The following is a 12,337-nucleotide window of genomic DNA, read 5'->3' as shown; positions in this document are numbered from 1 at the left end:
CCCGGATCGTCCGCCATGTAACCGATGGTGTACACATGCACCAGCAGCGACACGAAGGTGACCACCACCATCATCATCGCGGTGAGGCGATCGATCAGGAAGCCGACACTGGCGGTGTACTTGCCGATCTCGAACCAGGTGTAGATGTTGTGGTTGTAGACCGGGGCGCCGGCGAAGACGATCTGGTACAGCACATAGAACGACAGGCCGCAGGAGACCAGCAGGCCGAGGATGGTGAGGCTGTGCGCACCGGCGCGGCCGATCTGCTTGCCCAGAAAGCCCGCGAACAGACAGCCGACCAGCGGCGCCAGTGCAATGGTCAACAGGATGGAGGAGGAAAGTTCCATGATGCTCAGCCCTTCATGCTGTCGATTTCGGCAACGTTGACCGTGCTGCGGTTACGGAACAGCAACACCAGGATGGCCAGGCCAATGGCGGATTCCGCCGCGGCCACGGTGAGGATGAAGAACACGAAGACCTGCCCTGCCACGTCGTGGCCGAAACGGGAAAAGGCCACGAAGTTGATGTTGACGGCGAGCAGCATCAGCTCGATCGCCATCAGCAGCACGATCACGTTCTTGCGGTTGATGAACAGGCCTGCCACCGAGATACAGAACAGGATCGCGCCCAGCACGATGTAATGCGAAAGCGTAATCATGGCTTGGGCTCCTGGGCCGGTGCTGCAGGCTGCGTTTCGACGGGACGCTCCGCCGCCATCTTGACGATGCGCACGCGGTCGCTCGCCTTGACCGCCACCTGCTGGCTGGGATGTTGCTTGCGCGCGCCGGTGCGCTGGCGCAGCGTCAGCGCGACCGCGGCGATCACGCCCACGGTGAGGATCAGTGCAGCGATCTCGAACGGCAGCAGGTATTGCGTGTAGAGCGCCATGCCCAGCCATGCGGTGTTGGACAAGCCCGCGGCGGTGGCCGGGTTGTCGCCCATGGTTTGCGCATGCATCACGCGCACGCCGATCAGGCCGAGCATTTCCACCAGCATCACCACGGCCACGACCAGGCCGATCGGCAGGTATTTCACGAAGCCCTCGCGGATCTTTTCCTGGTCGATGTCGAGCATCATCACCACGAACAGGAACAGCACCATCACCGCGCCGACGTAGACCACGATCAGGGCGATGGCAAGGAACTCGGCCTCGGCCAGCATCCAGATGCAGGCGGTGCTGAAGAAGGTCAGCACCAGCGCCAGCACGGCATGCACCGAGTTGCGCAGCGTGATCACCGACAGCGCCGCGACCACGGTCACCGCGGCGAAGGCGTAGAAAACGACGAGTTGGAACAAGGACGTGTCAATCATGGATGTGTCCTTAGCGGTAAGCCGCGTCCTGAGCGCGGGCCGCCGCGATATCCGCCTCGAAGCGGTCGCCGATGGCCAGCAGTTGCGGCTTGGTCACCACGTTCTCGCCGCGATGCTCGAAGTGGTACTCGTGGATGTGGGTTTCGACGATCGAGTCCACCGGACAGCTTTCCTCGCAGAAGCCGCAGTAGATGCACTTGAACAGGTCGATGTCATAGCGCGTGGTGCGCCGCTGGCCATCGCCGGGGCGCGGCGCGGAATCGATGGTGATGGCCAGCGCCGGGCACACCGCCTCGCACAGCTTGCACGCGATGCAGCGCTCTTCGCCGTTGGCGTAGCGCCGCAGCGCATGCAAGCCACGGAAGCGGTTGGACTTGGGGATGTGCTCCATCGGATAGCGCATCGTGTACTTCGGCAGAAACATGTACCGAAGCGTGAGCGCCATGCCTTGGAGCAGCTCGATGAGCAGCAGGCTCTTGAAGTAATTGGTAACGCGGGACATGTTTTTTCCTTAGCCTCCCGTGCCGACGTGGACCCAGCCGTAGTACTTCATGCAGCCGGCCACGAGCACCCAGACGATGCCGATGGGAATGAACACCTTCCAGCCCAGGCGCATGATCTGGTCGTAGCGGTAGCGCGGAAAGGTGGCACGGAACCACAGGAACAAGGTGGCGAACACGAAGACCTTGATCGCCAGCCATGCGGGATTGGCCGCACCCAGCACTGGCACACTGGCCGGAAACGGACTCAGCCAGCCGCCGCAGAACAAGATCGCAGCCAGGAAGCTGACCAGGATCATGTTGGCGTATTCGGCCAGGAAGAACAGCGCGAACGCCGAACCGGAATATTCCACGTGGAAGCCGGCCACGATTTCCGATTCGCCTTCCGCCACGTCGAACGGCGCGCGGTTGGTTTCGGCCACGCCAGAGATGAAATAGACCACAAACACCGGCAACAGCGGCAGCCAGAACCAATCGAACAGGCCCTTATTGCCCGCCTGCGCATGCACGATATCGGTGAGGTTGAGGCTACCGGCCAGCACCAGCACGCACACCAGGCATAGGCCCATGGCCAGTTCGTACGAAATCACCTGCGCCGCCGAGCGCATCGCACCAAGCAGCGCGTAACGCGAGTTGGACGACCAGCCGGCCAGGATGATGCCGTACACGCCCAGCGAGGTCATCGCCAGCAGATACAACAGACCGGCGTTGGCATTGGACAGCACCGCCTTGTCGTCGAACGGGATCACCGCCCAGGCAGCCAACGCCGGCACCAGACCGATCAGCGGGGCGAGGAAATACAGGGCCTTGTTCGCATTGGTGGGAAGAATCACTTCCTTCAGCAGCAGCTTCACCACGTCGGCGAAGGCCTGCAGCAGGCCGAAGGGCCCCACCTTGTTGGGTCCCATGCGCACGTGCATCCAGCCGATAACCTTGCGCTCCCACCACACGTACAAGGCCACCGCGATGACCAGCGGCAGTACGACGGCAATTGTGTAGAGAAGCGGCAGCAAGAGCTGATGGATAAGTTGATCGCCCATGGGTTACGCCTTGCTCAAGGTGATGGCTGCGCCATACGGCGGCAACGTCGCGGTCTGGTCATGGGCAGCCTCGATCCACACGGCGCCATCCGGCAAGGTGGCGTCGATGGCCACCGGCAGTACGGCATTCGCGAGCTTGATCTTGTCGCCCTCGCCCACGCCCTGGCGCTGCGCTTCGTTTGCGTTCAGACGCACTGCCGGCGCACGGTTAAGCGGATGCGCCTGCAGCGGACCTGCACGGCGTACCACGGCATCACTCCGATAGATCGGCCAGGTGGCAAGACGGCTGAGACCTTGCACCCGCTTGCGCTCGACCAGGTTCTGCGAGGTGACCGCCTTGCGCTCGGTCATGCTTTCACGCAGGCCGGCCATGTCGTCGAATTCGAAGCCGGCCAGTTGCATGAGGCCGCCCAGTGCACGCAGCACCTTCCAACCCGCACGTGCCTCGGCCGGTGCCTTGGCACCCGCCTCCACACGTTGCAGGAGACCATCGACGTTCACCAGCGTGCCCGCGATTTCCGGCAGCAAGCCGATCGGCAGGATCACGTCGGCAACCTCGCGCAGCGCCGCATTGGCGAAAGCGCTGAAGGCAACGATGTGCTGCGCGCCGCTCAATGCATGCGTGACGGCTGCGCCGTCGGCGAAATCATGTGGGAATTCCAGACCGTACAGCAGATAACCCTTGCGCGGCTGCGCCAGCATGGCTTGTGCATTCAGGCCACCCTGTCCGGGCAGCACACCGACCTTGGCGAGGCCCACCGCGTTGGCGCCCACCGGCAGCTCGTTATAGGCAGCCCCGGTGGATTCGGCGATGAAACGTGCGACAGCGCGAAGCCACGACGCCTGCGGATGCGTCACGGCCGCTTCACCGAGGATCACCACGGCATGACCGGACTTCAGTGCTTCGACAGCCTCGCGGGCCTTGTCGGTCAGCTGCAGCGGCGCCAGCGATTCGCCCGAAATAAAGCCCGGCTGCGCGACACCGCCTTCGATCAGCGCCTTGGCGAGCACCAGCAGCGAATCGACCAGGTAATGCGGCGGCACCACGGCTTCGCCGGCCAGGTTGTAGTTGAAGTTGAACTCGGCCGGATTGACGGCGTAGACCTTGGCACCCTTCTTCACTGCCTGATGGATGCGGTGGTTGAGCAGCGGCATGTCGTAACGCAAGTCGGAACCGACCAGCAGCGCCGCCTTCACCTTGTCCACGTCGGCGACTGGCATGGCGAAGGTCTGCGCCACCGCGTTGTCGGCAAAGTCGAGCTGGCGCAGGCGATGATCGATATGCACGCTGCCCAGGCCCTGCGCGAGGCGGACCAGCAGTTCGCCCTCTTCGCTGGTGGTGGCCGGATGCACCAGCACGCCCAGGTCGCCGCCCGGCACGCTCTTCAGCGCTTCGACGGCGGCGGTGAGCGCATCGTCCCAGGTGGTTTTCTGCCACTGGCCGCTGCGCTTCACTTCGGGGGCATGCACGCGATCAGCGGCATACAGGCCTTCGTGGCTGTAGCGATCACGGTCGGACAGCCAGCACTCATTGATGGCTTCGTTGTCGCGCGGCACCGTGCGCAGCACTTCGCCGCGGCGGGTGTGCAGCCACAGGTTGGAGCCGAGCGCATCGTGATAGGCCACCGACGGCTTGGCGATCAGTTCCCAGGCGCGCGCCTTGAACTGGAACGGCTTGTTGGTCAGCGCGCCAACCGGGCAGACGTCGATGACGTTGCCGGACAGTTCGGTTTCCAGCGCCTTGCCGATGTAGGTGCCGATCTGCAGGTTCTCGCCGCGGCTCATGCCGCCGAGTTCGTAGGTACCGGCGATCTCGCTGGTAAAGCGCACGCAGCGCGTGCACTGGATGCAGCGGGTCATTTCGGTGGCGACCAGCGAGCCGAGGTTTTCGTCGGCGATGGTGCGCTTGCGCTCGGTGTAGCGCGATACGCTACGGCCATAGCCCAACGCGATATCCTGCAGCTCGCACTCGCCGCCCTGGTCGCAGATCGGGCAGTCGAGCGGATGGTTGATCAGCAGGAATTCCATCACGTCGCGCTGGAACTTAAGCGCCTTCTCGGAACGCGTGATCACCTTCATGCCCTCGGCCACCGGCGTGGCGCACGCCGGCTGCGGCTTGGGCATCATGCGACCGCCCATTTCCACGTCCACCAGGCACATGCGGCAGTTGGCGGCGATCGGCAGCTTGCGGTGGTAGCAGAAGCGCGGGATGGCGATGCCGACGTTGTCGGCCGCTTCGATGATCATGGCGCCCTTGCGGATCTGCGTGGGCTTGCCGTCGATCTCGATGTTGACCAGATCGGGCGCGGTATTGGCTGGCTGCGCACTCATGCAGCAACTCCACGGGTTTCGGCGAGACGGTCCTCGGTCATCGAGCGGCCGTGCTGCACGTAGTATTCGAATTCGTTCCAGAAGTGATGCAGGAAGCCCTGCACCGGCCACGCCGCCGCTTCACCGAACGCGCAGATGGTGTGACCTTCGATCTGGCCGGCCACGGCCTTCAGGCGATGCAGATCGTCCTGCGTACCGTTGCCTTCGACGATGCGCGTGAGCACGCGATACATCCAGCCGGTGCCTTCGCGGCACGGCGTGCACTGGCCACAGGATTCCTTGAAGTAGAAGCGCGCGATGCGATGGCAGGCCTTCACCATGCAGGTGGTTTCGTCCATCACTATCACGGCGCCCGAACCCAGACCCGAACCGGCCTTCTGCAGGCTGTCGTAGTCCATGGTGCATTCCATCATGAGGTCGGCGGGGAGCACCTTCATCGAAGAGCCGCCCGGGATCACGGCCTTGAGCTTGTTACCGTTGCGCACGCCACCGGCCATCTCGAGCAGATCCTTGAAGGAGGTGCCGAGACGGATCTCGAAATTGCCGGGGTTATTGACGTGGCCGGACACCGAGAAGATCTTCGGGCCGCCGTTGTTCGGCTTGCCAAGATTCAGGAACCACTCGGCGCCGTTGCGCAGGATCGCCGGCACCGACGCATAAGTTTCGGTGTTGTTGATGGTGGTGGGCTTGCCGTACAGGCCGAAGTTGGCCGGGAACGGCGGCTTGAAGCGCGGCTGGCCCTTCTTGCCTTCCAGCGACTCCATCAGCGCGGTTTCTTCGCCGCAGATATAGGCGCCGGCGCCGAGCGCGGTGTAGATGTCCACGTCGATGCCGCTGCCCTGGATGTTCTTGCCAAGCAGGCCCGCTGCGTAGGCTTCCTTCAGCGCCTCTTCGAAATGCTCGAAGGGCTCATGATGGAATTCACCGCGCAGATAGTTGTAGGCCACAGTGGAACCGGTGGCATAGCAGGCGATGGCCAGGCCTTCGACTACCGCATGCGGGTTGTAGCGCAGGATGTCGCGGTCTTTCGCGGTGCCAGGTTCCGATTCGTCGGAGTTGCACAGGATGTACTTCTGCATGTTGCCCTTCGGCATGAAGGACCACTTCAAGCCGGTGGGAAAGCCCGCGCCGCCGCGGCCGCGCAGATTGCTGTTCTTGACGATCTCGACGATCGAGGCGGGATCGGGTTTCTCGGCGAGGATTTTTCTCCATGCCTTGTAACCATCCGCCTGCTGATAGCTGTCCATCGACCACGGCTTGTCGAAATGCAGCGTGGTGTAGACGACCTGATGCTCTTGGGGTGCGGGTCCGACTGCCATTGCCCTGCCCTTACTTGAGACCGTCGAGAATCTCATCGACCTTTTCAGTCGTGAGACGCTCGTGGTAATGACCATTGACCGTCATCGCCGGCGCATACACGCACGCAGCAATGCATTCTTCTTCGCGCTTCAAATACACGCGGCCGTCCGGCGTGCTTTCGCCCAGTTTGATGCCGAGCTTCTTCTCGCAATGGCGCACGAGGTCTTCGGCGCCATTGAGCCAGCAGGAGATATTGGTGCAGATCGCAACGTTGTTGCGCCCCACGGGCACGGTTTCCAGCATCGAATAGAAGCTGGCCACCTCATAGGCCCACACGGCCGGCACGTTGATGTACTTGGCCACCGCCGTGATCAGCTCGTCGGTGAGGTAGCCGTGGTTCTGTTCCTGCGCGGCGAACAGCGCCTGGATCAGCGCGGAGCGTTTGCGATCCGGCGGGAACTTGGTCAGCCAGTGATCGATGTGATGGCGCGTATGCTCGGTGAGCACGACGAGCGGATCGACATGCTTGACCTGTTCGTAATTTCCGGTGGCTTTCATGTGTTCGTATCCTCCGGGCTCAGCGATCGACTTCGCCGAACACGAGGTCATAGGTGCCGATCACCGCCACCGCGTCGGCCAGCATGTGGCCGCGCACGATGGTGTCCATCGACGAAAGATGCGCGAAGCCCGGTGCACGCAGGTGCACGCGGAACGGCTTGTTCGCACCGTCGGAGATCAGGTAGCAGCCAAACTCACCCTTCGGCGCTTCGACCGCGCTGTAGGTTTCGCCGGCCGGCACGCCATAGCCTTCGGTGAACAGCTTGAAGTGGTGGATCAGGGCTTCCATGTCTTCCTTCATGGCCTCGCGCTTGGGCGGCGCGACCTTGAAGTTCTCCACCATCACCGGACCGGGATTGGCACGCAGCCAGTCCGCGCACTGCTTGATGATGCGGTTGGACTGGCGCATTTCTTCGACGCGCACCAGGTAACGGTCGTAGCAGTCGCCGTTGACGCCGACCGGAATGTCGAAATCCACGTCGGCGTACTTGGCATACGGCTGCTTCTTGCGCAGATCCCAGGCAATGCCCGAACCGCGCAACATTACACCGGTCATGCCCCACTGCTGGGCCAGTTCCGGCGAGACCACGCCAATGCCGACGGTACGCTGCTTCCAGATACGGTTATTGGTGAGCAGTTCCTCGTATTCGTCGACCTTCTTGGGGAAGTCGGCGGTGAAGGCATCGAGGAAGTCGAGCATGGAACCTTCACGCCAGCTGTTGAGGCGCTGCAGGTCTTTGCCCTTGTGCCAGGGCGATTCGCGGTACTGCGACATCTTCCCCGGCAGATCGCGATAGACGCCGCCCGGACGATAGTAGGTGGCGTGCATGCGCGCACCGGAGACCGCTTCGTAGCAGTCCATCAGCTCTTCGCGTTCGCGGAAGGCGTACAGGAACACCGCCATCGCGCCCAGGTCCAGCGCGTTGGAGCCGACCCACATCAAGTGATTCAGGATGCGGGTGATCTCGTCGAACATGGTGCGGATGTACTGTGCGCGCACCGGTGCCTCGATCCCCAGCAGGGTTTCGATGGCGCGCACGTAGGCGTGCTCGTTGCACATCATCGACACGTAGTCGAGGCGATCCATGTAGCCGATCGACTGGTTGAACGGCTTGGATTCGGCCAATTTCTCGGTGCCGCGATGGAGCAGGCCGATGTGCGGATCGGCACGGACGACGGTTTCGCCGTCCATTTCCAGCACCAGGCGCAGCACGCCGTGCGCGGCTGGATGCTGCGGGCCGAAATTCATCGTGTAATTGCGGATTTCTTGCGCGGCCATGCTCAGTTCTCCCGCCAATGGTCGGCGGCTTCCGCCTTCGCTTGAATCAGGTCGGCGTCGTCGCGGATCACGCGCGGCACCAATACGCGCGGCTCGATCGATACAGGTTCGTAGATCACGCGCTTCTGCTCGGGGTCGTAGCGAACTTCCACGTTGCCGATCAGCGGGAAGTCCTTGCGGAATGGATGGCCGACGAAACCGTAGTCGGTAAGGATGCGGCGCAGGTCCGGATGGCCTTCGTAGATGATGCCGAACAAGTCGAACGCTTCGCGCTCAAACCAGTCCACGCCCGGCCAGATGCCGGTGACGGAGGGCACCACGGGCAGATCGTTGTCATCGCAGAACACGCGCACGCGCAGGCGCTGGTTAAGTTCGATCGACAACAGATGGAACACTGAAGCGTAGCGCTTGGGGAGCGACACGTCGCGCGGACGATCCTGCCAGGTGAAGCGGCCGATGGCTTCGCCTTCCACGCCGCGCGAGAAACCGTTGCCGGACACGTCGGTGGTATCCCACTCGGTCTGGCCATAGCCCAAATAATCCACGCCGCACAGGTCGACCAGTTCGCTGAAGCGGAAGCCGGGCTCATCGCGCAAGGAGGTGCACACGGACAACAGATGCGCGGCATCCACTTCTGCCGTGACCTGGCCGTTGGCAACCGTGATTTTCAGCAGGTCGCCGAATCGCGCGGCAAGCCGCTCGGCCAGCGAGTTAGTTTGCATTTCGCTCATGACTGACGGCGCCTTTTAGGAACGCGCGATGGTGCTGGTACGACGAATCTTCTTCTGCAATTGCAGGATGCCGTGGATCAGCGCTTCGGCCGTGGGCGGGCAGCCCGGCACGTAGATGTCCACCGGCACAATGCGATCGCAGCCGCGTACAACGGAATACGAGTAGTGATAGTAACCGCCGCCGTTCGCGCAGCTGCCCATGGAGATCACCCATTTCGGGTCAGGCATCTGGTCATAGACCTTGCGCAACGCGGGGGCCATCTTGTTGACCAGCGTACCGGCCACGATCATCACGTCGGACTGACGCGGGCTGGGGCGGAACACCACGCCGTAGCGATCCAGGTCCAGGCGGGCAGCGCCGGCGTGCATCATTTCCACCGCGCAGCAGGCAAGGCCGAAGGTCATCGGCCACATGGAGCCCGTGCGCGCCCAATTCATCAAGGCATCGACGGAGGTGGTGACGACACCGTGGCGAAGAACGGGGTTATCGCCAGCCGGACGCAGGATGTCATCCACCAGGTTCAATGGCTGCGGGTTGTGCATTACCCGGTCAAGCGTGGAGATCACTCCCATTCCAGTGCTCCCTTCTTCCACACGTAGGCAAAACCGACCACCAGCAGCAGCAGGAACAGCGCCATTTCAATCAGCGCGACAATGCCGATGTGCTGGAACACCACCGCCCACGGAAACAGGAAGGCGATTTCCAGATCGAAAATGATGAAAAGGATGGCGAGGAGGTAATAGCGCACGTCGAACTGCATGCGCGCATCCTCGAAGGCCTCGAAGCCGCATTCGTACGGCGAAAGCTTATCCGACTCCGGACGGCGTGGACCAGCCAGCAGGCCGACGATCAGGAGGACGACACCCAGCCCTGTGGCAACGCCAAGGAACAGGAGAACAGGCCAATATTCGGCAAGCACGGTTTAACTTACCTCCGCACCACATGAGTGCATCAGCGACCGTCGGGGCAAACGGTCCGGAAGTTCAAATCAGCGGGCTGTCCAGCTCTGTGGATGCAGATGTGGGCGCTCGACGTTCCTCGGGACAAGCCCTGGGATCACGACATTGTATCAGTGGGCATGGGTAGGCCGACAAGCCTTGTGTGGCGCACCATGGGATGTTTCTTGCAATAAAGCGGTGACGCAGACGTTCAATGATGCTGCACGGACGCGCGGCGCACCCTGCACGCAAGAAATTTTGGCATGTTTCAAAACAGCGACGGCCGCGATGGCTTACATCGTCTGCGTGGCACGCTCGGAATTGAGCACACCCGCCAGCAGCGCCTCGATCCGACTGCGCGCGGCTTCCCCATCGGAAGAGTCACTGAACTGCACGCCGATACCGGCCGTGCGATTGCCTTGCGCACCGATCGGCGTGATCCACACCACCTTGCCGGCTACCGAAAGACGCTCGCTTTCATCGATCAGGCTGATCAGCAGCACCACTTCGTCGCCCAGCGAGTAGCGCTGTGCGGTGGGCGCAAACAGGCCGCCGTGCTTCAGGAACGGCATGTACGAGTTGTACAGCGACGCTGTGTCCTTGAATTTCAGCGAGATGATGCCCTGACGGGCGGCGACCGGGTTCATGCCTGCTCCCCTTGATACGGCACTGGCGGCCAGTGCTGGAGGTACATCCTAACCATGCCGCCGGATGTGCGCAAAGACGCGTTGCTCAGTTCGTCGCCGGGACGACAATCCTGCCTCGGCAGATATCCCCTGATGTCAAACCTCCCACCAGCCCCAGTGGTCAAAGATCCAGGGCGACGGCCAATCCAGGTGCAGTTTCACGAAGGCCGGCCCTGCCTTCCGCTCTGCCAGCCGGAACACCCCAGCGGCATCACGCACCAGCGGCGCCTTGGGCCACGGCCAGTCCTTCACTCCGGCAGGCGTCGCCAGCAGCAAGCGCAGCCACGGTCGCAATACCGCCGGCGGCTGCCAGGGCAGCCACCCATTTCCAGCTCCGCCACTGACTGACATATAACGCTCGGGACTATCCGCCAGCCGCAGCATGCGCCGGCCGCTCAGCACCATCTGGGTACGGTGCTCGAGCAGCGCCGCCAGCTTGCACTGCCGCTGCGTCGCCGTGGCATCGACTGAAATCGGGTAGGCGGAGCTCTCCGCACCACCGTGGACAGGATAGGCAAGCAGCATGGGAGCGCACGCCATCCCTGCCAGCGCCAGCCGGCATAGCACGTGTGCAGCGCCGTGATCGGGATGGCTATCGCGCAGTGCCGGGCTGCAAACGATGGTTGGCCGGAATGCCGCGATGGCCGCACGCATCGGCTCTAGCGACCCTGCCACTTCGTCGCGCAGGCGGTCCGTCAGTTCCATATCGTGCCAGCCAAGCGGGTGTAGCGCCGATGCCGGCGCACCCAAACGCTCCAACGCGCATACCACCTCCGCGCGCCGCTTCACTCCCCAGCGGACGCGCGCATCGCTATCGATCAACAAGCGACGCTCCAGATAGCGTTGCGGCCAGGGATTATTGTCGCCATCCGTCAGCAGCAGAATGCGGATCTCGCCGCCGGCGGCCAGCACCTGCTGCAGCAAGATGCCGCAGCCCAGCGTTTCGTCATCCGGGTGCGGCGCCAACACCAGCAGGCGGGTTTGCGCAGAAACGGGCCATGGCGGCATGCGTCAAAGCGTCCCTAGCGCCAGCGTCCCAACAGTTCCAGCAGCAACAGGTCACCGCGCAACGGACCACGCAGCGCTTCGCGCGTGCGATTGGCTGCGTCGTACCACGCCATCAGCCCTTCACCATCCAGCGAGCTCGACAACGGCGTGGTTTGCGCGGTGGCGCGCGCGCGCATTTCCTCCGCCGCGGCTTGCGCAGCGAACCACAGGCGCTGCGCGGGCGCATCGTCGAGCCAGCGCTTGGCCATCGCGATGGCATCACCACGTCCGGCAGCCAATGCAGCAAGGTCCTTGCGGACTTCCTGGCGCTGCGCGAGCGCGCCCTCTTCCACCCAGATCCGCGCAAGCCCGGGATTACCCCCTGCCGCTGCCAGGGCAGTTTCCGCATCCCGTACGCCAACCTGCTGCAGCCAAGCCTGCGACTCTTCACGCTTGGGCAGCTGGAAATCCATGCGCTGGCAACGGCTGCGAATAGTGGCCGGCATACGCCATGGCGCATCAGCCAACAGAATCAGCATGGTTTGCGAAGCAGGCTCTTCCAATGTTTTCAGCAGTGCATTCGCAGCGGCGGTGTTCATCGCATCGGCCGGATCGATGCTGGCAATCTGCCAGCCGCCGAATTGGCTGGACTTAGCCAGCCGCGCTGACAGATCGC

14 protein-coding genes and 1 pseudogene are annotated in these 12,337 nt (G+C 62.9%); all 15 read right to left on the bottom strand.

Annotation, left to right across the window (positions count from 1 at the left end; translation table 11 throughout):
• Positions 1 to 347 (bottom strand): annotated as a pseudogene (locus VMA74_RS03500) (NADH-quinone oxidoreductase subunit L); the annotation flags it as partial.
• A 5-nt stretch (positions 348 to 352) separates the two neighbouring features.
• Positions 353 to 658, bottom strand: coding sequence for an NADH-quinone oxidoreductase subunit NuoK (nuoK, locus tag VMA74_RS03495; protein WP_325364855.1), 306 nt, complete (start codon positions 656 to 658; stop codon positions 353 to 355).
• Complete coding sequence (locus tag VMA74_RS03490; protein ID WP_325364853.1) at positions 655 to 1,311, bottom strand: NADH-quinone oxidoreductase subunit J; 657 nt, start codon at positions 1,309 to 1,311, stop codon at positions 655 to 657. Before VMA74_RS03490 ends, nuoK begins: the two co-directional genes overlap by 4 nt.
• Positions 1,312 to 1,321: 10 nt before the next feature.
• Positions 1,322 to 1,813 carry an NADH-quinone oxidoreductase subunit NuoI gene (gene nuoI / locus VMA74_RS03485; RefSeq protein ID WP_325364851.1) on the bottom strand — a complete coding sequence of 164 codons (492 nt, stop codon included), beginning with the start codon at positions 1,811 to 1,813 and terminating at the stop codon, positions 1,322 to 1,324.
• A gap of 9 nt (positions 1,814 to 1,822) precedes the next feature.
• Positions 1,823 to 2,851 (bottom strand): NADH-quinone oxidoreductase subunit NuoH, encoded by a 1,029-nt coding sequence (gene nuoH, locus VMA74_RS03480; protein WP_325364849.1) that lies wholly within the window; start codon positions 2,849 to 2,851, stop codon positions 1,823 to 1,825.
• 3 nt (positions 2,852 to 2,854) lie between these two features.
• Positions 2,855 to 5,182 (bottom strand): NADH-quinone oxidoreductase subunit NuoG, encoded by a 2,328-nt coding sequence (gene nuoG / locus VMA74_RS03475; RefSeq protein ID WP_325364847.1) that lies wholly within the window; start codon positions 5,180 to 5,182, stop codon positions 2,855 to 2,857.
• The gene (gene nuoF / locus VMA74_RS03470; protein WP_325364845.1) at positions 5,179 to 6,501 is read right to left on the bottom strand and encodes an NADH-quinone oxidoreductase subunit NuoF; all 1,323 of its coding nucleotides are present in this window, start codon (positions 6,499 to 6,501) and stop codon (positions 5,179 to 5,181) included. Before nuoF ends, nuoG begins: the two co-directional genes overlap by 4 nt.
• Positions 6,502 to 6,511: 10 nt before the next feature.
• A complete protein-coding gene (gene nuoE / locus VMA74_RS03465; RefSeq protein ID WP_325364843.1) occupies positions 6,512 to 7,039 on the bottom strand; it encodes an NADH-quinone oxidoreductase subunit NuoE in 528 nt (175 codons plus the stop codon).
• Between the two features lie 19 nt (positions 7,040 to 7,058).
• Positions 7,059 to 8,318 (bottom strand): NADH-quinone oxidoreductase subunit D, encoded by a 1,260-nt coding sequence (locus VMA74_RS03460; protein ID WP_325364841.1) that lies wholly within the window; start codon positions 8,316 to 8,318, stop codon positions 7,059 to 7,061.
• 2 nt (positions 8,319 to 8,320) lie between these two features.
• Positions 8,321 to 9,040 (bottom strand): NADH-quinone oxidoreductase subunit C, encoded by a 720-nt coding sequence (locus tag VMA74_RS03455; RefSeq protein WP_414649550.1) that lies wholly within the window; start codon positions 9,038 to 9,040, stop codon positions 8,321 to 8,323.
• A gap of 24 nt (positions 9,041 to 9,064) precedes the next feature.
• Positions 9,065 to 9,622 carry an NADH-quinone oxidoreductase subunit B family protein gene (locus VMA74_RS03450; protein WP_325364837.1) on the bottom strand — a complete coding sequence of 186 codons (558 nt, stop codon included), beginning with the start codon at positions 9,620 to 9,622 and terminating at the stop codon, positions 9,065 to 9,067.
• Entirely contained in the window at positions 9,613 to 9,969 is a 357-nt protein-coding gene (locus VMA74_RS03445; RefSeq protein ID WP_325364835.1) for an NADH-quinone oxidoreductase subunit A, read from the bottom strand. Before VMA74_RS03445 ends, VMA74_RS03450 begins: the two co-directional genes overlap by 10 nt.
• Positions 9,970 to 10,281: 312 nt before the next feature.
• The gene (locus VMA74_RS03440) at positions 10,282 to 10,635 is read right to left on the bottom strand and encodes a PilZ domain-containing protein (RefSeq protein WP_325364833.1); all 354 of its coding nucleotides are present in this window, start codon (positions 10,633 to 10,635) and stop codon (positions 10,282 to 10,284) included.
• Positions 10,636 to 10,770: 135 nt separating this feature from the next.
• Positions 10,771 to 11,682 carry a PIG-L family deacetylase gene (locus tag VMA74_RS03435; protein WP_325364832.1) on the bottom strand — a complete coding sequence of 304 codons (912 nt, stop codon included), beginning with the start codon at positions 11,680 to 11,682 and terminating at the stop codon, positions 10,771 to 10,773.
• Positions 11,683 to 11,696: 14 nt separating this feature from the next.
• A partial coding sequence (locus VMA74_RS03430; protein WP_325364831.1) for a DNA polymerase III subunit delta' occupies positions 11,697 to 12,337 on the bottom strand: 641 nt, incomplete at its 5' end.

Source organism: Dyella sp. (assembly GCF_035508675.1).
Lineage (GTDB): Bacteria > Pseudomonadota > Gammaproteobacteria > Xanthomonadales > Rhodanobacteraceae > Dyella_B.
The sequence above is the reverse complement of the archived record's forward strand: the minus strand, read 5'-3'. Positions and strand labels throughout refer to the sequence as shown.